Origin of the sequence: Enterococcus sp. GC34 (genome assembly GCF_040886645.1) — a bacterium.
Taxonomy (GTDB): Bacteria; Bacillota; Bacilli; order Lactobacillales; family Enterococcaceae; genus Enterococcus; species Enterococcus faecalis.
In genome coordinates, this window is sequence record NZ_JBFOEF010000011.1 from 31,642 (window position 1) to 55,815 (window position 24,174).

At 35.3% G+C, this 24,174-nt stretch carries 46 protein-coding genes and 1 tRNA gene; 42 read left to right on the plus strand and 5 right to left on the minus strand.

Features of this window, described 5'->3' with window-relative positions; all coding sequences use genetic code 11:
* Positions 1 to 54: 54 nt before the first annotated feature.
* From AB3I72_RS11380 to AB3I72_RS11395, 4 genes are all read right to left on the minus strand, one after another.
* Complete coding sequence (locus AB3I72_RS11380; RefSeq protein ID WP_002400775.1) at positions 55 to 1,236, minus strand: site-specific integrase; 1,182 nt, start codon at positions 1,234 to 1,236, stop codon at positions 55 to 57.
* Between the two features lie 129 nt (positions 1,237 to 1,365).
* Positions 1,366 to 2,271 (minus strand): DUF4352 domain-containing protein, encoded by a 906-nt coding sequence (locus tag AB3I72_RS11385; RefSeq protein ID WP_025194231.1) that lies wholly within the window; start codon positions 2,269 to 2,271, stop codon positions 1,366 to 1,368.
* Positions 2,272 to 2,363: 92 nt separating this feature from the next.
* The gene (locus AB3I72_RS11390) at positions 2,364 to 2,789 is read right to left on the minus strand and encodes an ImmA/IrrE family metallo-endopeptidase (RefSeq protein WP_002365134.1); all 426 of its coding nucleotides are present in this window, start codon (positions 2,787 to 2,789) and stop codon (positions 2,364 to 2,366) included.
* Between the two features lie 17 nt (positions 2,790 to 2,806).
* On the minus strand, positions 2,807 to 3,127 hold the full coding sequence (locus tag AB3I72_RS11395; protein ID WP_002365133.1) for a helix-turn-helix domain-containing protein: 321 nt from the start codon (positions 3,125 to 3,127) through the stop codon (positions 2,807 to 2,809).
* Between the two features lie 296 nt (positions 3,128 to 3,423).
* Between AB3I72_RS11395 and AB3I72_RS11400 the strand changes: the two genes are divergently transcribed.
* The 30 genes from AB3I72_RS11400 (at position 3,424) to AB3I72_RS11545 (ending at position 17,320) form a co-directional block, all read left to right on the plus strand.
* Complete coding sequence (locus tag AB3I72_RS11400) at positions 3,424 to 3,606, plus strand: hypothetical protein (protein ID WP_002365132.1); 183 nt, start codon at positions 3,424 to 3,426, stop codon at positions 3,604 to 3,606.
* A 12-nt stretch (positions 3,607 to 3,618) separates the two neighbouring features.
* Positions 3,619 to 3,888, plus strand: a complete 270-nt coding sequence (locus AB3I72_RS11405; protein WP_002365131.1) for a hypothetical protein — start codon at positions 3,619 to 3,621, stop codon at positions 3,886 to 3,888.
* A 34-nt stretch (positions 3,889 to 3,922) separates the two neighbouring features.
* Positions 3,923 to 4,093 (plus strand): hypothetical protein, encoded by a 171-nt coding sequence (locus AB3I72_RS11410; RefSeq protein ID WP_016618969.1) that lies wholly within the window; start codon positions 3,923 to 3,925, stop codon positions 4,091 to 4,093.
* Entirely contained in the window at positions 4,094 to 4,510 is a 417-nt protein-coding gene (locus AB3I72_RS11415) for a hypothetical protein (protein WP_368023933.1), read from the plus strand. It begins immediately after the preceding gene.
* Positions 4,511 to 4,596: 86 nt separating this feature from the next.
* Entirely contained in the window at positions 4,597 to 4,896 is a 300-nt protein-coding gene (locus AB3I72_RS11420) for a hypothetical protein (protein ID WP_368023934.1), read from the plus strand.
* On the plus strand, positions 4,893 to 5,117 hold the full coding sequence (locus AB3I72_RS11425) for a hypothetical protein (RefSeq protein ID WP_002358104.1): 225 nt from the start codon (positions 4,893 to 4,895) through the stop codon (positions 5,115 to 5,117). The genes AB3I72_RS11420 and AB3I72_RS11425 overlap by 4 nt, the downstream gene beginning before the upstream one ends.
* Before the next feature lie 2 nt (positions 5,118 to 5,119).
* A complete protein-coding gene (locus AB3I72_RS11430) occupies positions 5,120 to 5,476 on the plus strand; it encodes a hypothetical protein (RefSeq protein WP_010774955.1) in 357 nt (118 codons plus the stop codon).
* A gap of 92 nt (positions 5,477 to 5,568) precedes the next feature.
* On the plus strand, positions 5,569 to 6,540 hold the full coding sequence (locus tag AB3I72_RS11435; RefSeq protein ID WP_142668136.1) for a recombinase RecT: 972 nt from the start codon (positions 5,569 to 5,571) through the stop codon (positions 6,538 to 6,540).
* Positions 6,503 to 7,318, plus strand: a complete 816-nt coding sequence (locus AB3I72_RS11440; RefSeq protein WP_002371605.1) for a PD-(D/E)XK nuclease-like domain-containing protein — start codon at positions 6,503 to 6,505, stop codon at positions 7,316 to 7,318. Before AB3I72_RS11435 ends, AB3I72_RS11440 begins: the two co-directional genes overlap by 38 nt.
* Before the next feature lie 14 nt (positions 7,319 to 7,332).
* Positions 7,333 to 8,112, plus strand: a complete 780-nt coding sequence (locus AB3I72_RS11445) for a DnaD domain-containing protein (protein WP_010707146.1) — start codon at positions 7,333 to 7,335, stop codon at positions 8,110 to 8,112.
* A gap of 11 nt (positions 8,113 to 8,123) precedes the next feature.
* Complete coding sequence (locus AB3I72_RS11450) at positions 8,124 to 8,975, plus strand: ATP-binding protein (RefSeq protein WP_368023935.1); 852 nt, start codon at positions 8,124 to 8,126, stop codon at positions 8,973 to 8,975.
* A gap of 138 nt (positions 8,976 to 9,113) precedes the next feature.
* Positions 9,114 to 9,383 (plus strand): hypothetical protein, encoded by a 270-nt coding sequence (locus AB3I72_RS11455; protein WP_368023936.1) that lies wholly within the window; start codon positions 9,114 to 9,116, stop codon positions 9,381 to 9,383.
* Between the two features lie 148 nt (positions 9,384 to 9,531).
* Entirely contained in the window at positions 9,532 to 10,002 is a 471-nt protein-coding gene (locus tag AB3I72_RS11460) for a DUF1064 domain-containing protein (RefSeq protein ID WP_368023937.1), read from the plus strand.
* Positions 10,003 to 10,021: 19 nt separating this feature from the next.
* Positions 10,022 to 10,630 carry a hypothetical protein gene (locus AB3I72_RS11465; RefSeq protein WP_368023938.1) on the plus strand — a complete coding sequence of 203 codons (609 nt, stop codon included), beginning with the start codon at positions 10,022 to 10,024 and terminating at the stop codon, positions 10,628 to 10,630.
* A gap of 5 nt (positions 10,631 to 10,635) precedes the next feature.
* Positions 10,636 to 11,028, plus strand: coding sequence for a hypothetical protein (locus tag AB3I72_RS11470; protein ID WP_141410318.1), 393 nt, complete (start codon positions 10,636 to 10,638; stop codon positions 11,026 to 11,028).
* A 9-nt stretch (positions 11,029 to 11,037) separates the two neighbouring features.
* Positions 11,038 to 11,244 carry a hypothetical protein gene (locus AB3I72_RS11475; RefSeq protein ID WP_002395701.1) on the plus strand — a complete coding sequence of 69 codons (207 nt, stop codon included), beginning with the start codon at positions 11,038 to 11,040 and terminating at the stop codon, positions 11,242 to 11,244.
* Between the two features lie 17 nt (positions 11,245 to 11,261).
* The gene (locus AB3I72_RS11480) at positions 11,262 to 11,663 is read left to right on the plus strand and encodes a YopX family protein (protein WP_368023939.1); all 402 of its coding nucleotides are present in this window, start codon (positions 11,262 to 11,264) and stop codon (positions 11,661 to 11,663) included.
* Entirely contained in the window at positions 11,664 to 11,972 is a 309-nt protein-coding gene (locus AB3I72_RS11485; protein WP_368023940.1) for a hypothetical protein, read from the plus strand. It abuts the gene before it with no gap.
* Entirely contained in the window at positions 11,972 to 12,211 is a 240-nt protein-coding gene (locus AB3I72_RS11490) for a hypothetical protein (RefSeq protein WP_368023941.1), read from the plus strand. Before AB3I72_RS11485 ends, AB3I72_RS11490 begins: the two co-directional genes overlap by 1 nt.
* Positions 12,211 to 12,348: a hypothetical protein gene (locus AB3I72_RS11495; RefSeq protein ID WP_368023942.1), complete on the plus strand. Its 138-nt coding sequence runs from the start codon at positions 12,211 to 12,213 to the stop codon at positions 12,346 to 12,348. Before AB3I72_RS11490 ends, AB3I72_RS11495 begins: the two co-directional genes overlap by 1 nt.
* Positions 12,345 to 12,554 (plus strand): hypothetical protein, encoded by a 210-nt coding sequence (locus AB3I72_RS11500; RefSeq protein WP_368023943.1) that lies wholly within the window; start codon positions 12,345 to 12,347, stop codon positions 12,552 to 12,554. The genes AB3I72_RS11495 and AB3I72_RS11500 overlap by 4 nt, the downstream gene beginning before the upstream one ends.
* A complete protein-coding gene (locus AB3I72_RS11505) occupies positions 12,551 to 12,781 on the plus strand; it encodes a hypothetical protein (protein WP_368023944.1) in 231 nt (76 codons plus the stop codon). The genes AB3I72_RS11500 and AB3I72_RS11505 overlap by 4 nt, the downstream gene beginning before the upstream one ends.
* An 89-nt stretch (positions 12,782 to 12,870) precedes the next feature.
* Entirely contained in the window at positions 12,871 to 13,338 is a 468-nt protein-coding gene (locus tag AB3I72_RS11510; RefSeq protein ID WP_002358088.1) for an ArpU family phage packaging/lysis transcriptional regulator, read from the plus strand.
* A gap of 301 nt (positions 13,339 to 13,639) precedes the next feature.
* Positions 13,640 to 13,711 (plus strand) — tRNA-Trp (locus AB3I72_RS11515).
* 137 nt (positions 13,712 to 13,848) lie between these two features.
* Complete coding sequence (locus tag AB3I72_RS11520; RefSeq protein WP_113803333.1) at positions 13,849 to 14,163, plus strand: hypothetical protein; 315 nt, start codon at positions 13,849 to 13,851, stop codon at positions 14,161 to 14,163.
* The gene (locus AB3I72_RS11525) at positions 14,164 to 14,724 is read left to right on the plus strand and encodes a hypothetical protein (protein ID WP_267592194.1); all 561 of its coding nucleotides are present in this window, start codon (positions 14,164 to 14,166) and stop codon (positions 14,722 to 14,724) included.
* Entirely contained in the window at positions 14,717 to 15,028 is a 312-nt protein-coding gene (locus AB3I72_RS11530) for an HNH endonuclease (RefSeq protein ID WP_368023945.1), read from the plus strand. The genes AB3I72_RS11525 and AB3I72_RS11530 overlap by 8 nt, the downstream gene beginning before the upstream one ends.
* Before the next feature lie 2 nt (positions 15,029 to 15,030).
* The gene (locus AB3I72_RS11535; RefSeq protein WP_244322667.1) at positions 15,031 to 15,216 is read left to right on the plus strand and encodes a hypothetical protein; all 186 of its coding nucleotides are present in this window, start codon (positions 15,031 to 15,033) and stop codon (positions 15,214 to 15,216) included.
* A 125-nt stretch (positions 15,217 to 15,341) separates the two neighbouring features.
* Positions 15,342 to 15,641 carry a P27 family phage terminase small subunit gene (locus tag AB3I72_RS11540; protein WP_002391436.1) on the plus strand — a complete coding sequence of 100 codons (300 nt, stop codon included), beginning with the start codon at positions 15,342 to 15,344 and terminating at the stop codon, positions 15,639 to 15,641.
* Positions 15,638 to 17,320, plus strand: a complete 1,683-nt coding sequence (locus AB3I72_RS11545) for a terminase TerL endonuclease subunit (RefSeq protein WP_021164522.1) — start codon at positions 15,638 to 15,640, stop codon at positions 17,318 to 17,320. Before AB3I72_RS11540 ends, AB3I72_RS11545 begins: the two co-directional genes overlap by 4 nt.
* Positions 17,321 to 17,353: 33 nt before the next feature.
* Here the strand turns inward: AB3I72_RS11545 and AB3I72_RS11550 are convergent, their stop codons facing one another.
* Positions 17,354 to 17,521, minus strand: a complete 168-nt coding sequence (locus tag AB3I72_RS11550; protein WP_002400743.1) for a YjzC family protein — start codon at positions 17,519 to 17,521, stop codon at positions 17,354 to 17,356.
* 105 nt (positions 17,522 to 17,626) lie between these two features.
* Between AB3I72_RS11550 and AB3I72_RS11555 the strand changes: the two genes are divergently transcribed.
* The 12 genes from AB3I72_RS11555 (at position 17,627) to AB3I72_RS11610 (ending at position 24,171) form a co-directional block, all read left to right on the plus strand.
* Complete coding sequence (locus AB3I72_RS11555; protein ID WP_208770227.1) at positions 17,627 to 17,794, plus strand: hypothetical protein; 168 nt, start codon at positions 17,627 to 17,629, stop codon at positions 17,792 to 17,794.
* A gap of 31 nt (positions 17,795 to 17,825) precedes the next feature.
* Positions 17,826 to 18,989 (plus strand): phage portal protein, encoded by a 1,164-nt coding sequence (locus AB3I72_RS11560; protein ID WP_002396873.1) that lies wholly within the window; start codon positions 17,826 to 17,828, stop codon positions 18,987 to 18,989.
* Positions 18,976 to 19,695, plus strand: coding sequence for a head maturation protease, ClpP-related (locus AB3I72_RS11565; protein ID WP_368023946.1), 720 nt, complete (start codon positions 18,976 to 18,978; stop codon positions 19,693 to 19,695). The genes AB3I72_RS11560 and AB3I72_RS11565 overlap by 14 nt, the downstream gene beginning before the upstream one ends.
* Positions 19,692 to 20,879, plus strand: a complete 1,188-nt coding sequence (locus tag AB3I72_RS11570; RefSeq protein WP_031321168.1) for a phage major capsid protein — start codon at positions 19,692 to 19,694, stop codon at positions 20,877 to 20,879. The genes AB3I72_RS11565 and AB3I72_RS11570 overlap by 4 nt, the downstream gene beginning before the upstream one ends.
* Before the next feature lie 76 nt (positions 20,880 to 20,955).
* Positions 20,956 to 21,237, plus strand: coding sequence for a hypothetical protein (locus AB3I72_RS11575; protein ID WP_002380686.1), 282 nt, complete (start codon positions 20,956 to 20,958; stop codon positions 21,235 to 21,237).
* A complete protein-coding gene (locus AB3I72_RS11580; protein ID WP_208770225.1) occupies positions 21,212 to 21,598 on the plus strand; it encodes a phage head-tail adapter protein in 387 nt (128 codons plus the stop codon). The genes AB3I72_RS11575 and AB3I72_RS11580 overlap by 26 nt, the downstream gene beginning before the upstream one ends.
* Positions 21,595 to 21,999, plus strand: a complete 405-nt coding sequence (locus AB3I72_RS11585; RefSeq protein WP_002374156.1) for a hypothetical protein — start codon at positions 21,595 to 21,597, stop codon at positions 21,997 to 21,999. The genes AB3I72_RS11580 and AB3I72_RS11585 overlap by 4 nt, the downstream gene beginning before the upstream one ends.
* A complete protein-coding gene (locus tag AB3I72_RS11590; RefSeq protein ID WP_368023947.1) occupies positions 21,996 to 22,391 on the plus strand; it encodes a hypothetical protein in 396 nt (131 codons plus the stop codon). The genes AB3I72_RS11585 and AB3I72_RS11590 overlap by 4 nt, the downstream gene beginning before the upstream one ends.
* A gap of 32 nt (positions 22,392 to 22,423) precedes the next feature.
* On the plus strand, positions 22,424 to 23,017 hold the full coding sequence (locus AB3I72_RS11595; RefSeq protein ID WP_002358071.1) for a major tail protein: 594 nt from the start codon (positions 22,424 to 22,426) through the stop codon (positions 23,015 to 23,017).
* A gap of 73 nt (positions 23,018 to 23,090) precedes the next feature.
* Entirely contained in the window at positions 23,091 to 23,564 is a 474-nt protein-coding gene (locus AB3I72_RS11600; protein ID WP_368023948.1) for an Ig domain-containing protein, read from the plus strand.
* Positions 23,565 to 23,620: 56 nt separating this feature from the next.
* On the plus strand, positions 23,621 to 23,968 hold the full coding sequence (locus AB3I72_RS11605) for a hypothetical protein (RefSeq protein ID WP_016615687.1): 348 nt from the start codon (positions 23,621 to 23,623) through the stop codon (positions 23,966 to 23,968).
* 80 nt (positions 23,969 to 24,048) lie between these two features.
* Positions 24,049 to 24,171, plus strand: coding sequence for a hypothetical protein (locus AB3I72_RS11610; protein ID WP_002396883.1), 123 nt, complete (start codon positions 24,049 to 24,051; stop codon positions 24,169 to 24,171).
* The last annotated feature ends 3 nt before the right edge of the window (positions 24,172 to 24,174 follow it).

Here is a 24,174-nt window from a genome sequence, read left to right on the forward strand (position 1 = left end):
ATTTTTTTGTTGTTAGTAATTTACTGATTTAGTTATTGATGTAGATTTGCTATTTTAAAAATTTACATAGCTACTGAAAGCATCTGTTGCTTCTTTAGTAACTTCATCAGAAACATGAGTGTAAGTATCCATAGTTATTTGTAAAGAAGAATGTCCTAAACGTTCTTGGATTATTTTAGACCTAACATTATCTGATTCGAATAATAATGTTGCGTGTGTATGCCGAAAACCATGACAACCAATAGAATGTAAGTTAGCTTTTTCTGCCAATCTTTTGGAACGTTGGTAAATGTCTTGACTTCGGAACATGGTACCATCAATTTTTGTAAAAATAAGCTGTGTTTTAAACCCACCTTTTTTCATTAAAGCCTCACGCTGTCTAAGTTTCCATTTTTTTAAGATATAAGCAGTCTTGTTATCAAAAGAAATTTTACGAATAGAATTGGGAGTTTTAGGATCGTTTATAGTCAATCCATTTGTACTGATAGCAGTAGTTTTATTTATATTAACTACCTGCTCTTTAATATCAATATCATTCCAATTCAATGCTAAAGCTTCACCAACACGTATACCAGTAAAAGAAAGTAAGCGAAAAATAGCACAGTCTAAGTCAGCATAGTATTTTAGAACTAAACTTTCTTCTTTGGCTTGATTGGCAATGCTATCAGCTGTATTTAAGAAATGTTCCAGTTCGTCTTTTGTATAGAACTTTCTTTTTGTATTCTTTTCTACTTTCTTTAGCGAACTAGGCTTAGTTATTTTCTTAAATGGGTTTGAGTCTATTATTTCTAAACCAACAGCATAGTCACAAACACGAGAAGCATAACTCAAAAGTACTTTTCCCATTTCATTCTTTTTATACCATTCATTAACAGATTTTTGCACGATCTTGACTGTTAAACGCTCAAGTCGCATTTTCCCGAATGTGGGTAAAATGTGTTTTTTCATACGTCGTTCAGTAGCTATGAATGTGGATTCCCTAACTGTTTTTTTGTATTCGTCCAACCACATATAATAAACTTCTTCAAAAGTGGTTAAACGAGTATGCTCGTTAGCTAGATTTCCATTATCAAAATCTAATTTTTTTTGATTAAGCTTGAGCTGTGCTTCTTTTTTTGTATTACAGTTTCTGATAGTGACATTAATTTGTTTTCCAGTTAAATAATCTACGCCTAAATAGGCAGTTACTTTCCAGTATTTTTGTCCTTTTTTTGTATATTGTTTAAAAGTTGCCATTTTTTATCCTTTCCACTTGGGCAAGCGAATAGAAGGAATGACAAATTTCTAGCACCTCCTTATTAAATTTTAAAGCCCCTAGCATGAATCGAACATGCTAGAACTCACCAGAGAGGGGATAAGAAAAAATTAATAGCTACCCTTCCAAGAGCTGTCTGCAAAGAAAACTTCAAACGAATTCCCATCATTGGTAATATCGAAGTATGCGGATCCATTTGCAGATTTGCCGGCTTGTATATTTTCAGAAAAATAATCCCAAGAATCCAGATTAGATTTTACATTGTTGGAATCATAAAACTCGAACATATGCGCATTCACATCAAAAGGTTTAGTTCCTGTATTTTTAACTGAAAAATCCACTTTGGCATAGTATAGTCCTTCTGGTTTATGCCAATCGTCTCCATTACTTTTTGTAACAGAGTTAATTGTTACTTCTAAACTATCATTTGTCTGCTGATTAGAAAACGAAATAGTGTCTCCGACAGTAGCTGTTTTATTATTTATATCTATACTATTAGTTTCTTCAGTAGTTTTTTCATCAGAAGATTCTTCAGGATGTTGGCCATTCTGATCTAAATAATTTCGTTCACTTAAATATACAACTTTATCTGTTTTAGGATTTATCCAAATTAGAAAAGTAGAAGTAGAAGTTTTATCTTCAAATGCATACTGTAACATCTTAAGATTTTTTATGTCTTTTGCCGATTCTCCATGTTCAGATAACTTCTTATACTTTGGAACAAGTTTTTCATTATCTTTACCGTCTAATAAATCAATCATTAATTTGTCCCTATTCACAGCATTATTAAGTTCATCATAAACAAAATTAGTATCCCATTCTTTCATAGGTAAACCTAATTTTTTATAAACAGTTTTGGATGAATTTCCAACTTTTATAAGTTCAATATCACTACGTGAGAGTTCTTTTTTCTCATATATTTCACTAGAGCTACTTTTACTTTCTTGTGCATTTTTAGAGTTGCATGCTGATAATGATACTCCAAATAAACTTAAGATTATTACCCCAAAAAACATCTTTTTCACTAAAAATTCCTCATTTCTGTTATAATATGTTTGCAGTAAATCTCTAAATGAGGTTTTAAGTCCGTGTTGTCGCACGGGCTTTTTTACTGTGCGTAAGAATAATTTTTTTTGAAGTATGAATGACAAACATCGAAACATTCCGTTCTTAAATTACTATTTATAGAATAAAAATCCATAAAATTATCTAATTTAAATTGTGATTCATCCGTTAGTTCATTTTCTACAAAAATGTTTAATAGAATTATAATTGCTATTTTATTAGCTTCTGCCTCAAATTTTGAATGAAAAGTATTAGAGCGACTATCATATAACGTTGTATATTTATAGTGTGAAGCGATAAAATGACCGAGCTCATGTGCTAAGTGAAAGGCTTCTGCTCTGTCCTCATGTAATTTTTCGTTTAAAAATACGATTCTTGGCTTAGGGTAATAGAATCCAGATTCTTCCATTTCCATATAAACCAATTTTAAATTATAATCACTTAGCAATTCTTTCAGTTTTAAATACATACCAACTACCACTCCAATTACTCGTTTTCTTCCAAAGCTTTAGCAATAGCAATTGCTTTACGCATTGTCTCCTTTGAAATTTCTTTTCCATCAAATGAAAATACAGTATCATCTTCTGATAAATCTACTCTCTTCGATATGTTCTTATTCTCTCTTCCGAGTAAGTAGTCAACAGATACATCGAAGTAGTCTGCTATGCGACTTAATTCATCTGAATTAGGAGTGTTTACTCTCCATTTTGCAAGATAACCGTTCGAATATCCTAAATTCATTTCTAATTGTCTAATCGATAACTTTTTTTGCTTTGCCAATTCTTTTATTATTTCATAAGAATTCATTGATTTATCAACCTTTCTAAATGCTTACAAAAAAAGTTTAGAAAAATAAGCAGAATTTAGTTGATTAATTCTGAATAATAAGCTATACTATTTTTTGTAAACGAGTTTAACAACTAAAAAGACAACAAAAAATATTATTGATAATAAAACGCCTACCGCCAAGAAAGCTTTTAAATCAATATATTAATGCCTTATTTAACTATGCTCATAGTATAGAGTAATACTCAGCGTATGTCAACTAAATATAGAAAATAGTTGTTAAATTTGTTTACAAATTTATAGAAGGGAGAAAAATCATGGCAAATGTTCAAGAAACACGTCAAAAAATTTTAGACCATTTTAAATCTAACGATTGGGAAATTCCTGATGTAGCGAGTGCGTTAGGGATTACAGAACAATATCTACGAAAAATCCTAAACAATCCAGAAAAACATCTGAAACAAATGACCGATATTATTGCTTATTACAAAATCAGATAGGAGGTGTAAAAAATGGAAGTGATTTTAACTCCAGAAAATGAAGCTTCTCTAAGAGATTTTGTACACGGAATTATTGTTGATGAAATAGAAAAAGCACGAAGAGATACCGCAGTTGATAAGCGAGTCTTAAATCAAACAGAGATTGCAAAATATTTCAATGTTTCCACAACAACAATAAGGGAATGGGAGAAGCTAGGGCTTCCGCATGGATCAGTAAGTAAACAAGGGAAGTTCTACGACAAAGAAGAGTGTCGCAGATGGCTTCTATCACAAAAAAGATAAATCTTGGGCAAGCGAAATTTAGGGAGGAAATAATATGAAAAAAATATATCACTTAAGACGTATAGCGGCACTGTTGATTGTGTTCGGACTAGGTCTATTGGTAGGTGGAAATATTGGACCATTAATCCAAAACATTTATATAGCGGTTTTTATCATTTGGCTTTTAATTTATGATTTAGCGCTGGAAGATCGCGAGGTGAAGTAAATGAATGTCTTCGACGTAATAGGAATAGTCGCAATTCCAGTAGCTATCTTATGTTTTCATAATTGGGTAATTAGTGAGCGATTAAGTGAAGCTGAAAACCGAATAAATAGTTTAACCATTCAACAAATGAACTCACGACCAACATTACAAGATAGTAGGACAGGAGCTGTTTTACCAACTCGACAACAAGCTATACCACCACGTATGAAAACTAAGACTAAATCGGTTTTGAATGAGCATGAAACTGAAATGGTTAAAGAAGTAGTGCTAGAAAAAATCGATGTATTGAAGAATAATTTGCAATTTATGCAATCTAATCAACGTAAACACAATAGCGTTTATACATTAAATCAGCTTGAAAGACAATTGAATTTGTATGAAAGAATTTACAAAAAGGTGTCTGATGATGAGGAATGAAAAGATGGAACAATAAATAAAGACCCACTTCGACGGCCATCAAAGTAGGTCAATTACAAATATCAAATTCAAGGAGAGTGTACCACATGAATAAAGAAATTGAAAGAATGATTATTGAACTTGAAAAAGAATGTAAGGCAGAGAATGTTGAACTTCTTCTATGTGCTACAAATTTTGAAACAGGCCAAGGAAGTACTGCGTTTTGTGGTTCAGTTATCGGGTTAGCTATACTCTTGCAAAAACTTGTAGGTGATCTAAAAGAGCAATTAAGTATAAGCGAATCTTGTGATTGTCCAGAATGCGTAGCAGAAAGAGCCGAAGATGCTGCAAATGAAAAATCTATGGATGAATTACTAACTGCATTTTTACGAGGTGAACTGCAATGATTGAAGTAAGAGGTTTAAGTGATGATGTTTACGAATTAATGTTAGCGAATGCTCAAAATAGAATTGTTCAATCAATTCGAACTGCAGCATCAAATGGTAATACAAGTTGCGTGGTGAATAGTAAAGGTCTTACATCAACGTTTTTATCTCAATTAGAAACAGAAGGATTTGATCACGTTGAACTTGAAGAAAACAAAACCAAAATATTTTGGGAGTGGTAAACATGGGAGTAATTGATGTTGCAAATAAAAAGCTTCTGTATTTAGAAAATTTGATTGGCCAGATCAAAGAAGCGGAAGAATATTTAGTGAGTTTAAAGAACCCTGCTTTAAATAATAAAAAAGAAGTGATGTCAGATATAGAAATTGGTATCCCTACACACTTTATGGGGTCTGGATTTTTCAGAGAAGAAGGACATAGTCGTTGGCACAAAGTTCGGCTAGAAGAAGATTTAGGGATAGTTGGAATTCAAGCAGATATCAAGGAACTAGTTGAAAATGCTGTAAATGACAGGATAACAGAGATGAAAGACGAACTAAGAAAATCGATTAGTAAATTGGAGGTAGATTGTCACGAATGAATTTGATTCATTAGGGGCTAGACAAGAGCCGCCAGAAGAAAAAGAAGCATTAGAGCCAACATGGGAATATGACGAAGAAGAGGAGAATGACAATGAGTAACGATTTAACACAAATGACACAACGATCTTTAGATGAACAAGTCATCGGAAATTTAAATAGATTGCAAGAGCAGGGATTAGAAATGCCGCCAGGCTATAGTCCACAGAATGCTTTGAAAAGTGCTTTCTTTGAACTAACCAACAATTCAGGAGGGAACCTTCTTCAGTTGGCAGCTAACAACCCAGAAACAAAAACATCTATTTCTAACGCGTTACTAGATATGGTCATCCAAGGATTATCACCAGCAAAAAAACAATGTTATTTCATCAAATATGGAAATAAAGTACAGCTTATGCGTTCATATTTCGGAACCATGGCTGTATTAGATCGAGTAACAGGAGGGGCAGATATCACGCCTGTTGTAGTAAGAGAAGGCGATGTATTTGAAATTGCTATGGACGGCCCCGACTTAGTTGTTGCTAAACATGAAACATCCTTCGAAAACCTAGACAACGACATCAAGGCTGCTTATGTGGTCATTAAACTATCAAATGGTAAAGAAGTAACAACCGTCATGACAAAGAAACAAATTGATAAATCATGGAGTAAAGCAAAAACAAAAAATGTTCAAAACGATTTCCCAGAAGAAATGGCAAAAAGAACAGTCATCAATCGAGCTGCTAAATATTTAATTAACACTAGTAACGATAATGATTTATTTGTGCAAGCTGCTAAAGACACGCTCGAAAATGAATTCGAACGAAAAGATGTGACACCAGAGCGAGAAGAACAAACAGCGGTACTCGAAGAAAAAATATTTACCAACAATAAAAAAGTTATTGAGCAAGAAAACGATATTGAACAAGCCAAACCAGTTGAAAAAGATGATTTAACGAAAGTGGCGGACCAAATTTTAGAAGAACCAGTTCAGGAAACTTTAGATGTGATGGCTGGTTATGAAACCAATCAGAAAGAGAGTGAAGCTGATGTCTCAACGATTGAAGAAGACGATTATCCTTTCTGATGAAAATTATTATTCACAAGAAGCGGACCTAGCTTATATGTCTGTCTCTCAATATAAAAAATTTCTTGAATGTGAAACTGCAGCTCTTGCCAAGTTAAAAGGTGAATGGACACCAGAGAGTGATCCAAAAGCCTTGCTAGTTGGTAATTATGTTCATTCTTACTTTGAATCACCAAAAATTCATGAAGCATTTAAAGAAGAAAATAAAAGCAAGATGTTTTCTTCAAGAAAACCGTTTGGTCTACTGAAAGATTTCCAAATTGCGGAGCAGATGATTGAAAGATTAAAACAAGAAGAAGCCTTTTTAAATATTTATCAAGGCGAAAAAGAAGTGATCGTCACAGGTGAAATTGGCGGTGCAATGTGGAAAGGGAAAATCGATTGTTTAAATTTAGAAGAAAAGTATTTTGTAGACATCAAAACAACCAAAGATATGCATGAGAAGAAATGGGATGAACGTTTAAACAGAAAAGCAAACTTCATTGAACGCTTCGGTTACGTGTTACAAATGGCTGTTTATTGCGAACTGCTTCGGCAACAATATGACAAAAATTTTCTTCCTCTCATCGCAGCTGTCTCTAAGCAAACACCTAGTGAAGCAAAACTAATCACTCTTAGCGAAGAAAAAATGATTTACGAATTAGAAGAATTAAAAGAAAACATCGAGCATGTTGTGCGAGTGAAAAACGGCGAAGAAGAACCAGTTAGTTGTGGGATTTGTGAATATTGTAGAGGACACAACAAAATTACCAATTTTACCAGTATGGACGATTTATAGGAGGTGCATAACGAATGAATACTGGATATATAAAATTGTATCGGAAAGTGACCAATTCATTCGTTTGGACCAACGCTAATATGTTTAAACTTTGGTCTTTATGTTTAATGAAGGCGAGCCATAAAGAAAGTAGATTTATTTTTAATGGTCAAGAGATAGCTGTGTCCAGCGGTCAATTCGTCACAGGGCGCGCCGTTATTGAGAAAGAGTTCAATGAAGGTGTTCCACGTGACCAACAGATTGTCGGGCGTACGTTATGGAGATGGTTAAAAAAATTTGAAAACGAGCAAATGTTGTCCATCTCGTCAACTCCGAAATACAGCGTTATAACAATAAATAATTGGGATGACTATCAAGTCAATGACCAACAAGTGTCCAACAACCGTCCAACAAGTGTCCAACAGTTGTCCACATACAAGAATGAAAAGAATGATAAGAATGAAAAGAATATTAATAACAACAATAAAGGGTCGTCCATTCGTTCAATTTGGGAAAACAACGGATTTGGATTGATGTCGTCTAAAACTATGACTGATTTTGATTATTGGATTTCTGATTTTGAAAAAATCGGAGCTAGTCAAAAAGATGCTGAACAATTAATTGTTAAAGCTATTGAAATTGCTATTGATGCAAACGCAAGAAACTATAACTATATCAATGCCATATTGAAAGATTGGGAACAAAGAGGGTTCAAATCTGTTGATGAACGAGAAGCGGCAAGGAAGCAAAAGAATACAACCAAGCAACAGAAATCAAATACAGGTCATTCGGATTACGATGATCTTGGATTTTAGGAAGTGAAAGAATGCAGTCAGCATCAGATGGATTTTCAAAAATGATTAAAACGTTGCTTTATATCACACCTGATCCATGTCCAGAGTGCGGAGGAAATCTTTATGCTTGGCGTGCAAAAAACAAGGATGGGTCCGATAGATGTCCGCCAACTTGCATGGAATGTGGCTATAAAGCACGCAAAAAAGCAGAAGACCTTGAAACAGAAAAAATGTTTAACGATAGTTTGAAAGCTAGAGCGATTAATTACCTGAAATATAGCTCGCTTTATACCGACAAAAATTTAATTAATTGTCGTTTTAAAACTTACAAAACAGTAGACACAGAAACCAAGCTTGCTTTTGAAATTGCCAATCGAGCCACAACTGAAATTCTTTTGAATAAACCAATTCATATGATTCTTTCAGGCAAAAGCGGTGTTGGTAAAAGTCATTTAGCTATGTCAACGGCTTGGGAAGTGTTGGAGAAATCAAACTATGATAAACGCTGTCTGTTCATTAGCTATGCGGAACTCTTAGAACAACTAAAATTTGCGATGAAAGATGAACAAGCCAGAAAGACAATAACAGGAACCTTAATGGCAGAGATAAAAAGCGCTGATTTAGTAGTTCTGGACGATTTAGGAGCCGAGTTGGGAGTTAAACAAATTGATGATAGGAATAAAAGTACTAACTTCAATAACGACACCTTGAATCGCATTGTAGAAGCTCGGCAGAATAAAGCAACTATTTTTACTACGAACTTAACAGGTAAAGAAATGAGCCAAGCTTATGGGGAGAGAATTCTTTCTCGCATCATGAGTAATTCACAAGGTTTTGTGATGAAAATTGAGGGTACATCAGACAAACGAGTAGCAGGTATCTAAAATATTATTTTTAGCGAATATATTCAGCGTAGAGCAGTTTTACAATCAAGTGAATATAAATAGATGCAAAGAAAGAAAAACGGCTTAAAACGCATTTTAAAGCCTTGAAAATAAATCAATAGAAAGGGGAATCATTCAATGCCGTATGTAGTGAAAATTTCAGCTTATCTTGGCAAAGATGGTCGACCAGTAGCCAACTTAAAAGATGCAGTGCTATTTGAGCATAAAGAGACAGCAGCTATTGCAACAATCGTATCTGGCGGAACTATTTCAGAAGTAAAGGAAGCCATCATAATGCCAGAAAAACCGAATAGATATACAGCAAAATCTACCAAAGTAGATTTTAAAAAGGAACCAATTGAAAAAGCAACAAAAGATAACCAAGCTTGGATGAAAGGGGCTAAATGAGAATGAAGTGTGTTAGATGTCAAGATCAGCGTGTGATTTGGGGAAAAGACAGATTTAATTATGCAACACCTATTCCATGCCCAGAATGCAACAAAGATGGAAAAGCAGTTCGAGCGGAAACTGCGACCAAAGAAAGGGAGTTAAAACAATGCAATCACCAACAGCCCTGAATAAACGAGGAAATAAAGTCACGATTGATGGTTACACATTTGATAGTCAGAAGGAAGCTAACTTTTATACAAAGTTTGTCAAAAATTGTGGATTACCTTTTGAAGTTCATCCACGTTTTAAACTAACCGAACTTACACCAACTGCAGATGGTATAGGCAAAATTTCGGCGATAGCTTATTCACCTGATTTCATCATAAAAAACTTAGATGGGAGTTGGAAACATGTCATTGATATTAAAAATTCTTTTGGCGTGTATGGCATTGACCAATCCGTTAAGCTTCGTTTTCGTCTATTTGCCCTTAGATATGGTCATCCAGTTGAAGCGATTGTTGTTCGTGCTAGAGATTTTAAAGTGATCACACAAGGCGTAACTAAGCCTTTAAACGAAAAAAGACCATTCATAACCGATAATTTCGATTACGAATGGAAAGATGCAACTAATTATTAAACGAAAGTAGGAAAATAAAATGACAAAACAAGTAAATTTTAGACCAGAAGTAAAGAAAGTGACATCTAAATCAAACGGAAATATCGAAGTGCTATTAGTGGTTAGCAACGCTTCATTAAAAGGGAAATATGAAAGTTTAAACGAATTTTTAGGCAAAACAGTATCAACGACCATTGAGCCAGAAACAGTAGAATACAAGTTACCAGTTAACAAGCAGACGAATAAACCAAATGTCGAATATATTGTAAATAACGACGGAACAGTTGAAGTTCTAAAAGAAGAACAAACTTCTTTAGAAATGGGCGATGATGTGCAAGAAGTCGAAGAAGTTGCTGTGCAAGTATCGAAAGAAACCATTGACGAATTCATCAAGAAGGCAACAACCATCGAATGGCCAGAATCAGTAACAATCAACGTTCGTGGCGTGTTGCATCGAATCGATGAAGGTGAAGCGCTAGAAGAAATTGCAGCTGATCATGATGTTTCAGTTGAAAATCTAATCAACCAAGTAGAAATCGCACGCCAACATTTTGCACCGTTTGCAGATTCTTGGAGCAAAAACAAAGAGAACATCATTTTCCCTGAAAAGACAGTTGAAGATGATGAAGAAGAAAACGGAAGGGGTTAAAGGATATGTGCTATTACGATATAAACTATGGTGAATACGATCACTTTAAAGAATTGTTGATAAATAAACGTATTGTGGAATGGAATGAAGACAGTCTAATTTTGGAAGATGGAACAGAAATTACTATAGAGTGTTCTGAACAAGACTGCTGTGCGGGAGCTTATGGCAAATTTAAAAATGTAAAATTGGATGCTATGATAACGGATGTTTCTTTGCCGCAAATTACCAATATTCCAGATGACGATACGATTGTTAACCAAGCAAAAGTTACAATTTTTCACAACCAAAATCCAATTGCTATTGCTGATTTTTATGCTGATGCTGGCAATGGTGGCTATTACTATAGTGTTGCCTCTTTTGTTATTAAAGATGTTCACTATAAAGTTGTTGAAGCATAACGAAAGTGAGTGTTCATTTTGCTGGAGATTTATTATACGCCAACATCAGCAATAATTGCGGATGCATTGGCTAAAACATATGAAGTCGTTTCTTTAGAAACAGCTAGAAATATTGCCAAGAAATTTAAGGCTAGTTTAAAGCAGAAAACGGACCTTTATGTGATTGAGGGAATTTTGATTGATGCTGGTTATAAAAAAGAGCCAGTGAATTTGTAAGAAAGCGGGTGAATAAGATGGTTCCAAAGTTTAGAGCGTGGGATAAGCGAGAAAACACAATGAGAGATGTAGCTGTCTTACATTTTACTAAAGGTGGTAAGGTCAACAGTATCGAATATTGGAAGACACCTTCCGAATTGAAATCATACCATGTACGAAATTTAGTCCTCATGCAATCTACAGGGTTGAAAGACAAGAACGGCGTTGAAATTTTTGAGGGTGATGTAGTTAAGGTCACAGTGAATAATTATGGAACTGGTGAACGATTTGAACAAATAGATAAAGTTGTTTATGAAGACTGCAGATTTTGTTTTAATGACGACTTTTATTACTCAGAAACTATCAAATATTCTGGATATGAAAATAAAGAAGTCATCGGAAATGTCTACGAAAATCCAGAATTATTGGAGGGAAATTAAATGCATGAACTAATAAAAGAAATTGAACGTCAATTAGAAATGGATCGCATTGAAGAAGGTAATATGTCAGCTGAAGATGTTTTATACATCGTCAAAGGTTTTAAAAGACCATATCTAAACGAAAATCAGCAGGTTGTACTAGATTGGTTGAAAGAGGATTATTCTAAAAACAGTTATATGTCGCCTTTTGGGACAATTTACGACACAATTCGCTATCGTGAAATTAAAATCAGAACGTTATCAAAAAAAGAACAAGCGGAAGTCTTACAAGCGTTTAGCCAGTGGGCCCTTGAACAGGAGGAAGAGTGATGTTCAAATGTGTGGCTGTAGTAAATGATTCGACAGGTGAATTTGCATATATACTAAGCGACTATATTTCGAGATTCCCATCAAAGGTTCCTGTATATGCAACAAATATTGAACAGTTAAAACAATATGGAGAATTTGGCGAGAACGAATTATATAAAGTGGAAACGTGCGATGGTTTTTACCATATCGTAAGCTCAGAAAAATATTCGTTTATTTTCGATGAACAGGAGGAAGGATAATGGGAGAAATTGCAGAAATGATGTTGGAAGGTGTCTTATGTACAAGTTGTGGTGTATTCCTTGATGTATATGGGAATGGCTATCCTGAATATTGCGAGGATTGCCAAGAACAAATAATCGAGGAGGACCATCGATGAATAAACAAGAATGTCAAATATGTGACAAAAATCATTTTTTAGAAGACAGCTGTGGCGGTAAATGGAGTCTAAAAGACGACACGCTAATAATCAAACAAAGTTTTCAAGAATACGCAGGTGGTCCCTTTGTCGAAGAAATTGTTACGCAGAAAATAAATTATTGTCCGATGTGTGGTCGGAGATTGAAAGGTGATGGTGGTGAATGAATACAAGTAATTATACAGGCGTCGCAGAGAACCTAATTCAAAGCTTTGGAAATTTAGCAGAATCTGTCAGAAAAGGATTTGGAATTTTTAGTGAACAAGAGAACCGAAGAATTCACTATTTATGCAGTAGGGGTTTTTCTCTTGAAGATGCGAAGATTGTTACTAAATTGGAAAGCGGATATGCCGTTTCGTACAAAGAGTTAAAACAATTTGCGAATTTATTATAATTAGAAAAGTAATAAAAAAAGCCGGATTCCTCCGACCGTTGGTAATATTCTCGACACGAATATTATACCATAAAAGGGGGAATCAAAGGATGGTACTTTTTGACGTAAAGAAATATGAAACACCAGATGCAAAAGATGTAGATATGGAACAAACGAAACATAACGTCAGTGTGTTCTTATCTGCCTATCTTGCTGCTAGATGTCGTGTTGGCCAGCCGAGGGAACCAAAAGTAACAGCTTCATTCTCTTTGGTTCCACCATCAACGGCCAAAAACACTTTTGAAGCCGAGCAAATGTTAATCCAGAAAGAAGAAGCTCAAGAAGAATTTGATTACCTTCACAAGCTTTTTGTTAGAGGTTATTCTGCGATCCAACATCCGCACAAGCCAGATGTAACCGAGCGAAGAAAAAGAATCTTCTATGATCGATACATCAACGGCAATCCAATCTATCTAGCAGCGCAACGAAACTGTATCAGTGAGGAATCAGTGAAACAAGAATCTAACATGATCATTGTTCAATTTGCTTCAGCACTAGAACTGGTTGCTTTTAAGTAGCCATTTATTACACTTTTTATACCTCTTTTATACACTTTATCTACACTTCATATACCTTCTAAACGAGTTATTATGATAGTGTCAAAAAAATAAGAAATGCGACACACTTACACAAATACATTAACGGAACGATTGCCTACTTATTTTTTTGATTTGAGATTACAAGGAAGTAAAAAAAATCTACTTTCTTCGTTTAGTCACTTGTGATCTCATTTAGATTCTCTCGCAAACCACCAATTATAAAACTAAAGAAGTGAGGTGAATTTCCTCTCTCTTTTTTCTACAGGTTTGCGAGAGTTAATGGAGCATAGCTTAATCGGCAGAGCAGCGGTCTCCAAAACCGTTGGTATAGGTTCGAGTCCTATTGTTCCAGTAAGTGGCATAAGCTGCTTAAATAAAATAGATCGTCAATAAATGTTCGGACAAACATATTGGCGCTACTACCTTTCACGAGGGCTGCATTTCTATGCAGTCCTTTTTACATAATTTTATAAGGAGGTTGTTACATCTATGAGTAAAAAAGAACAGATTAAAAAGCAACAAGCACAGTTCTTAGAAATCATGAAGAAGGTTCGTGAAGAGAAAGATATAGATGCGCTTGCAGAACTGTTTATTGAAATCATTTCGGTATATGGGCTGAAAATGGATGAGACATCAGCATTACTTTATTACGTCCAGAAAGAAACGCTTGAAGCTGATCACAATGCACAGTTCTTAAACGAACGATTGAAACTCGATGTTAAGTCGCTAGGTATCGAAGGAGTGTTACAAGTTCAACGTGCTTTGGTTAACACTTATATAGATGGATTGAAGAAAGGGAAGTGAATGGATATGACGGATAGAATTTTCACGTTAGAAGTCAAGGATGAGTATTCAGAAACTAAAACAAACGTTGATGAAACATTCAATGATGATGTAAATTTTGTTGTTTTATCTAATGGCACGATGATCGTTAAGAATCCAAAAGTCACAAAGTATATTGAGAAATTGATTGAACAAGCAACACGAAGAACAATACTTAACGATGGTTATTTCACTTCTTATTGTAGAAATAAGCCGTGGGAAAGAGATACAGATTGCCTTAAATATGATGCGGAAATTCAAAAGAAGATGAAAGAACACGCTCAAAAAGAAAGTTCAGATGTACCATTACCGAAAGAAACAACGGCTGATTTACTTGAAATCAAACTAAAAGATACTGATTCAGTTCCAGAAGTTTACTACAAAGGCGAACGTATAGACGAGATGCCAAAAGGATTAGTAGATGTATATTTTTATTGGAGAACAAAAACAGCGGATAGTTTAGGCGATGCCCAAGTTAGAGTTAAATATTGCGATAACTTAGAAGAAATAACTTGTATACACAATAAATTAACTAATGATTGATGTCACATCAAAACAAGCGCGAGCGAAGTTCTATGGTTCGTCAGAGTGGAGAAGATTAAGGCAGCAGTGTTTAGAGCGTGACCACTATGAATGCCAGTGGTGTAAACAAGAAGGTAAGCTGACAACTCAATATGATTCTATTCTTGAAGTGGATCACATTAAAGAGTTGGAACATTATCCTCAGCATGTCTTGGATATAGACAACCTACGCACGTTGTGCAAAGACTGTCACAATAAAAGACACGGAAGATTTAACTATAGAGAATCGAAAAGAAAAAAGAAATGGGATGATGAATGGTGGTAAGCATGGAAGAAGTAAGAGCATCTGCGTTTTGTATGATTAACAACCATCAACACAACGAAATAAATGAAAAGCTAGGTGTGAGATATATAGCACGAGCTGAGGTGTTCTTCCCACCTTGTAAGTGGAAAGAACAGAGAAACGAAGTTGTGGAAAATGATTTGCAAAAATCAACAAAAAGTGGGGGATAGCATACCCCCCATCGAAATATTTTGCCCTAAAGTGGGGGCTGCGGGAACCGGTGGATGGGGTCAACTGTCCAAATATAAGAGATAATTTTTTTACTAGGGGGGTGTAGGACATTAGGATAGCAGATTTGAAAAAACAATTATTAAAACAAATTGATGAAAATGATCAGATTGAACTTGAAAAAGTTGAAAGATATATTGATTTAGTAAAGCTTTATCGGAAAATGAATAGTTCAATAACTAAATTCGGAGCAATAGTTGAGGTGGAAAATGGTACGCAAAAATTTGTAAAACCTAATCCTGCAATCGCTGAAAAAGTGAAAATATCTCGTGCATTAATAACGCTTGGTAAAGATTTAAATTTGGATCCACTGGATCAAACGATTACCGCTCCAGATGATGATTATGATGAGAGTGATTTAACATGATACATCAAAAACACGTTGATTTTTATATTAATCAATTCAAAACTGGTCAGATTAAATTCAATCAGGAGCGGAAGGATTTAATTGAATATTTAGAGCGTGATGTACTCAGTCGTGACGATGTTTATTTTGATGATGAGATGATCGATAAATGTATCGCCTATGGAGAAAAATGGTTTTTTCCAATGCAGCCATTCCAAAAATTTTTAATTGCGTTTGTCTTTTTCTTTTTCAAGAAAAATGACCGTCGGGTGTATAGAAAGTTTCTTTGGATGTTTGGACGTGGGGGTGGCAAGAATGGTTTGCTATCTGTGGTTCTAAACTTTTTACAAACCGAGGTACATGGAATAATGGATTACAACATATCGATTGTTGCAAACTCAGAGGAGCAAGCTAAGACGTCATTTGAAGAAATTTACAATACAATCAAACGAAATAAAACGTTGCAGAAAGCTTTTGAATATGGAAAATCAGTTATCACAAGCAAGAAAACTGGCAGCAAACTTAAGTATCGAACGAGCAACGGAGAAACAAAAGATGGTTTGCGAGATGGCGCAGTAGCATTCGATGAAATTCATCGGTACGAATCGAATAAAGATGTAAAGGTCCATATTAGTGGTTTGGGCAAAAAACCAAATTCAAGGGAGTTTTATTCTGGAACTGACGGATATGTTCGAGAAGGGTTCTTGGATAGTATGAAAGAAAAAGCGAAAAGAGTGTTGAATGGTTCAGTCCGTTTCAATGCTCTTTTTCCATTCATTTGTAAACTTGATTCAGAAGATCAAGTGAATGATCCTGAAAACTGGGAACTTGCGAACCCGATGTTTCATAAACCGTTATCTAATTATGCTGAAGAACTGTATGAAACGATCATGGAAGAATATGAGGACTTAGAAGACGATCCAAGTAACAGGGAAGAATTCATGACTAAACGTATGAATTTACCTGTCACAGACTTAGAAAGATCGGTGGCTAGTCGTGAAGAAATTCTAGCGACCAACAGACCATTCCCAACTAACCTAATTGGAAAACAAGCCATTGGCGGTTTAGACTATGCCAGTCTGCGTGATTTCGCCGCCTGTGGACTTTTGTTTCGTGATGGGGATGATTATGTATTCAAGACCCATTCGTTCGTTAGAAAGCAATTTGTGGACATTTACTATGGATATTCTCGTAAGACTTCTGAAACCACAAAAGAAAAATTTGCGCCGATACGTGAATGGGAAGAAAAAGGATTACTAACGGTCATAGATGGCCCCACAATTGATCCTAAAACAGTCGTTGGTTGGTTTGTTGAACAACGGGAAAAATATGGCATAACAAAAGTAGTAGCTGATAATTTTCGTATGGATCTTTTGCGGCCTTTGTTTTTGAAAGAAGGCTTCGAAATCGAAGTAATCAGGAATCCAACAGCTGCTGATAATTTGCTAGCACCTAGAATTGAAGATGCTTTTGCTAACAATCACATTATTTTTGGCGATAATCCGCTCATGCGTTGGTATACAAACAATGTACTTGTTAAGACCAATGGCGATGGTAATAAATCATATAAGAAGAAAGAAGAGGTAAGGCGTAAGACAGACGGATTCAAGGCTTTTGAATATTGTTTATGGCGTGTTGATGAAATCGTAAATTACAACTATGAAGATGCCTTTGACATATTGGATGAAATTGAGTTTTAGAAAAGAGCTAGGTGCTAGCCTAGCTCTAGTAAATTACTTTTTAGTCCATTTATTACCGGGCTTTTGAGTTGGGGGTAATCTATCACCAGAATCGATTTTAACTTCTCTTGGTTTTGATACTTCGCCACCTCTAGGACCGACTTCTTTATAAGTGCCTGGTCTTTGGTTGTCTGTGCCAGGCGGTATTAATTTGTCTGCCATAGTGAGTATCCTCCTTGCTTTATTTCAGTTTATTACAACTGATAACTTTATTATATCACCTATGGTAATGCTTACAAATTAAATCTTAGAAAGGAAGTAATTATTATGTATAAACCGCAATATCTAAACATTGTTAGAACAACAAAATCAGCTTATGGCAACAATATTGCTTATTTCAAAAAGACATTTGTTGCTCATAACGGCTATAAGTGGGATGTACCAACGAAAAAAGAAAAAAAATCGGGTCGTCATTTTTTAGGAAAAATAAAATAACGTGTAACTACAACAGAAAGGGGGTGAATGAGTGAGTTTATTCGATGTCTTCAAACTATCAGTAAAAAATGAAGAACCGTCCGACTGGCTTCCAGATTTTGTTGCAGGGGATGAATTAGCTACACGGTCATATTTAAAAATAATGGCTAAAAATACCGTTATAGATTTTGTTTCAAGGACTATGTCCACATTAGAAATAAAATTCAAAAGTACAGGAATGGAAGATTGGGACTATATATTAAACGTTCGGCCTAACTCGGATATGTCTGCTACCACATTTTGGCAAACCTTCTTCTTTCGCTTGTTAGATGAAAATGAAGTGTTGGTTATTTTAAAAGATGACCAACTTTTAATAGCTGATGACTATACAAGAGAACAAAAAACAATCACAGATGATTGCTTTAGCAACGTTTACGTTAAAGACCAAGTGTTTACAGAAAAATTTTACATGTCAGATGTTATTTATTTAAAGTACAACAGTAAAGAGCTTGATTCATTTACTAAGGGTTTATTTAATGACTATTCGGAATTGTTCGGACGAATACTAGAAATCTCCATGCGAAATAATCAGATTCGTGGTTCTGTTTCAATTGAAGCCACTGGATCAATGAATGAAGAAAAAGGAAAAGATGGCAAAACACGTTCGGAAAGATTACAAGAGTATGTAAATAAAATTTATCACGCTTTTAGCACTAAAGCAGTTGCTATAGTCCCAAAAGTTAAAGGATTTGATTATGAAGAATATACGAACAAACAAGGTTCTTCTAATCAGTCTCTTGAGGAATTAAATAAAATGAAATCATCGTTAATTGATGATGTAGCCAACGCCATAGGAGTACCTACGGCGCTTATTTATGGTGAAAAATCAGAACTTGATTCCAATATCAAAGCTTTTAGAAAACTATGTATTATTCCTTTAATGAAAAAGCTGCAAGATGAATTAACTGCAAAAGTTCTTACACGCCAAGAGTATAAAAATGGCGAACGAATTAAAGTAACTAAAGTTTTACCTGTAAGTATTCTAGAAAATGCAACTCAAATTGACAAAATCGTCTCTAGTGGAACATTCCTAAGAGATGAAGTGAGGGAAGAAACGGATTATGATTCGTTGCCAGATGGAGAAGGTAAGAAGCTAATTATGACTAAAAATTATGCACTCGTGAAAGGGGGTGAGGAAGAGAATGACAAAGACTAGAAACGTGCCGTTTCGGTTTTCTAACGAGTTAGTTGAAGGTAAAAGAGTTTTAACTCTTTCGGGAAATATCAGAAAAAAATATTGGTCCGATGATGATGTTATTGATGCGAAAAGCATCAGGGAAACTTTAGATGGAGTGACAGACGATATTACCATTAAATTAAATAGCCCAGGCGGAGATGTGTTTGAAGGTGTTGAAATTTACAATTATTTAAAAGATCACCCCTCAAAAGTAACGGTAGAAGTTACTGGTGTAGCAGCTTCAGCAGCAACATTCATTTTGTCGGCAGCTGATGAAGCGATTATGAATGTAGGGACTTCAGTTATGATTCATGAAGCTTCGACTTTTACATGGGGAAATAAACAAGATATTCAAAAGACTTTGAATGCTTTGGAAACTATCGATGATTCCATTCTTTCAATTTATTCACAAAAAACAGGTCAAACAATAGATCAATTAGAAACTTGGATGAAGGAAGAAAAATGGTTCACAGCTGAAGAAGCTGTAGAATATGGTTTTGCAACAGAAGTTAAGAAAAACACCGAAAAAAATTCAACTGATTCAAAGGAAAATATAGCTGAAATGGTGAAAAATGCTGTTGCGGAAGCTATGTCTTTAAACCAACAAGCTGTGACGAATGAAGCAAAACAAGAATCAAAACCAAAACAAAAATCTTTAATAAATAGATTAACTAAAGGAGCATGATTATGACATTAACATTAAAAAACAAAACAGATGAAGCGAAGAAACAATTTAATGCAGTATCAACAAATGAAGAGGCGACATCAGAACAGGTAAATGCTGCTTTAGAAGCATATGTTACTGCTGTTGCAGAAGATGCAGGAAAGCAAGTACGAGCTGAATATGAAGAGCTGAAAAATGTAACAGATAACCGTGTGCTTGAAGCTCGCGGCATTCACACTTTAACTAATGAAGAAACAAAATTTTATAACGAAGTTGAAAAAGCGGGTGGATTTGATGAAGATTTAGTCTGGCCAGAAACAATTTTAGAACGTGTTTTTGAAGGTTTACAAGAAGAACGTCCATTGTTAAAAATTATTAATTTTACACCTTCAGTAGGTAAAACTAAAATTACTCGTTCTCGTCGTAAAGGTGTAGCGGTATGGGGGCCACTTCATAAAGATATTGAAGGGAAATTAGATGCACAATTTGGTGCAACAGAATTTAATCAATTGGCTTTAACAGCGTTTTTCTTAATTTCAAATGACACTTTAGAATTAGGTCCACGCTGGGTTGACCGATACGTTCGTTTATGTTTATCTGAAGCAATCGCAGAAGCATGGGAAAAAGCAATTATCAATGGGTCTGGTCATAATCAACCTATTGGACTAACAAAAGATATGAATGCGGCAATTGATCCGACAAATGGATATGCTGATAAAGAATCAGCAGGGATCTTAACTTTTAAAGATTCACAGACAATGGTTAAAGAATTCGCAATGTTATTGAAGAAAGCTTCTAAATATACCGATAAAGTCGGCGATGGTGACGAGGGAGAGGAAAAAACAAGAAAAGTTAAAGGGAATGTATACTTAATTGTTAATCCATTGAACTATTACGATATTGTTGCTCGTGTCACTACGCAAAATGCAAATGGCGTATTCGTTTCAAACTTACCATTTATTTCTGAAGACCATATCATTGAATCTTTAGAAGTAAAAGAGAATAAATTGATTGCTTTTGTTGGTGGAGAATATGATGCTACGCAATCACGTGCAGAAAAAGTCTATGTTTATAAAGAAACATTTGCAATGAAACGTGCAACATTATACGCTGCCGACTTATTGGGCAATGGTGAGCCAGCTGATAACGATGCAGCGCAAATTTATGATATTAAAATTGACGATGGAGAACCAGCAACAAAGTAAACACCCCTGTTGTTAATAAGATAAACCCAACAACAGATGGGGCAACTATCGATTTGAAATAGCACGGGGGGATTAGATGGAATCATATTTAAAGGAGTTCAAAGAAAGAAATCAAATCTTTCATTCGTCAGACGATGACTCTATAAAAGAACAATTAAATGATTCCTTTGAAGATATTCGAACGCTTATAGGAGATTTTGATCCAAAAGTATATCGAAAAGGAAAAGAACTTGTTTTTGAAAGAACTCGTTATGTAAGAAACGAAGCCTTAGAATACTTTTATCCCAACTTTCAGCAAAGCATTATGGATGCTTCCATCGATATTTCAGGAGGTGAAGGATTTGGCAATACACCCTAATTATAAACGTCCCAAAATAGGAGCTGGCGAATTAAAAACGCCAGTTTCTTTTTTTCAGTTTATTCCGGGAGAAGGGCCTGAACCTGGCGAAATAGTAAAGAAAGAACTTCATTCATGTAAAGCGCAAATCTACAATCCGTCAATGAAAGACATAGAGATATTAAACGCCAAAGGAACTAAAGAAGGGCTGACAATTAAAATCCGTGATCCACACCAAGACTATATCCCAACAAATAAACATAAAGTTATTGTTGATGATTATAGGGTTTTGCCAACTGGAAAAGAATGGGAAATCGTAGACGTTTCACCAGATTTTGAAGATAACCGTTTTATCAAGATTGTTTTAGGGATAACGTCATGAGCGAAGTCACAGGAACTGAAGAGATTATCAAAAATATAGAATCAAAATTGGGGAAAGCAAGAACTAGTCGAATGGTAAACAAAGCTTTAAAAGTCACGGGAGATGAAATAGTTAAAGTGACTAAAAATGCTGTTGCTTATTACAAAGATTCTGGGGCCACCTATGATGAAGTTGTAAAGTCAAACGTAAAAGGTGCTTCCTATGGTATTAAAGAAATTGATGTAGGTTGGCGAGGAGATAAGAGCCGTTGGCGGTTAGTCCACCTGAATGAGTTTGGTTATACAAAAAGCGGCAGGTACATTCGCCCTCGAGGTATGGGAGCGGTGCAGAGGGCTGCTGACCAATCAAAAGCAATTGCAAGGAATAAAACACGTGAGGTATTGGAGGAATTAGCCAAGTGAAAGATATGATGATGTTCGTTTATAACGCATTGATTGAAAATGAAACAATTAAAGAGCTTGTGACACCTCAACGAATTAAGTTCTATGAAGTGCCAGAAACTTTAGATACTACCAAGCCCTTCATTATCATTGACAACTTTCTTGGTCCACAAACTAACGCTTATTTTGCCAACAACAAAGCTTTGTCAATTCGCTTCAATTATCAAATAAATGTTGAAAGCATGGACAGAATGGTAACCAAGCAAATTTCTAAAGCAGTTGAAGAAACGATGAAACAAATTGGATTTGGTCGCCTAGATGGTGGCTTAGATCAGTACTTTAACGAAACAAAACGTTTTGTAGATGCAAGACGTTACAGAAAAAATACACAAATTCACGACACCGACTATTAAGTTGGTGTCTATTTTTTAGGAGGAAAAAATTTATGCAAACATACGGATTTAGCAGAATCACTATTCAACAATTGGACAATGAATTAAAGCCAGTCGCTGGTAAGAAACATGTCATTGATGGCAAGCCAAAAGAAGGGGCCGCAGCAAGCTTTGAAATTACAGGACTAACCAAAGAACCGTCAAAAGTTTTCGGATCAAATATTGCATACTACGTGGCACGTAAAGGTCACGGAGATATTGCAGCAAATTTAGGTATCTTAGATGTACCATCAGCCATTGAACATGAAATGTTAGGGCATAAAAAAGCTAGCGAGGAAAGCAAAGTTTATCATATTGGCGAGGATACAGAGCCACCTTACTACGCAGTATTAATCGAATCAGAAGATTTGTATGGCGAAAAACTTGGCTTCGGTATGTATGCAGGCACATTCTCATTAGATGGTGTCAAAGGCGAAACATTAAATGATGACGACTTTACACCAGAGCCTGGCGAATATGTTTATTCTGCTGTTTCTCGTCAAATTAACGGTAAAAAAGTTACTGTCGGTTTTGCAGATAATTCAGAAGCTCTAGCAGAATTGACAACAGAATTATTTGGTGAAGAAACACCAGCGCCGGAAAAGTAGCAAGCCCCACAGTGGGAGCTGTTACTCCCACCACAGATGGGGCCAATATTGAATTAAGTTAGGAGGACAAGAAATGTCGTTTATTCCACCAGAAAAATTTAGACTTTATAAAAAAGGTGAAACTAATCCTGTTGCAGAAGGTGTTTCACCTTTATCTATTACAGGAATTGCCGCAAATACGGATGTTTTAGCAGGTGACTTTACTGTCACAGGCGTTGCCACCGTTGACGGTGTAGAAAAAGAATCTGATCATGTCGATGTACCAGCGTTTAAAACACTACCTATTGCAGTTACTGGAATTACCTTGGATAAGACTGAATTGGCTTTAAAAGTTGGTGAAACAGCAACGTTAACACCTACAATCATGCCAGAAAACGCAACAAACAAAGCGTATAGATTCAGTTCTGAAGATGCAGCGATTGGAACGGTAACGCCAGTGCAAGGAAAAGTAACAGGCGTTTCGGAAGGTATTACAAAACTTGTTGGCACAACTGAAGACGGTAATTTTACAGCAGAATGTACTTTGACTGTATCAGCAGCAGAATAAAAATTTATTGATTAAGGACGGCTTTAGTTAGTCGTCCTTTTTTTGGAGGTTAAAAAATGGAACGTAAAATTGAACTAACTTTACGCATTGATGGCGAAGAAAAAACTTTTACACAGGACTTTGTGCCGTTTTCTAAGCGTACAGACTATATAAAAAAAGAAAATTCACTTAGAGAAGAAAAAACAAGCGAAGGATTAGAACCAACGGCTGACGAGTATTTAGAAATGCAAATTCAATTCGTCGCCGATTTATTCGATGAAAAGGAACTTACTAAAGAAGCAATTCTTAACGGTATGGATTCTTTAGACATTGATAAAATATGGGAAATTATCAGCTATCGAGTTCTTGGTCTATCTAAGACAGATGTGGAAGAGTCAAAAAAGGAAAAGGCGGAGGAAATCTAAGTTGGTCTGAATTTTATGACCTGCAGGTTGGTTTTGTCCGTGATTCAGTTACAGAACTTGGGTGGACGATTCGGGATTTCATGAATACTGATTGCTTGGATATTGATGAAATCTTATTGAAAGCACCAAAGAAAAAGAAAACTAAAAAGAAAAAACAAGAGGTGCGACCACTAAGTGAATTAGTCAAGCGTAGTGGCGCATAAAGG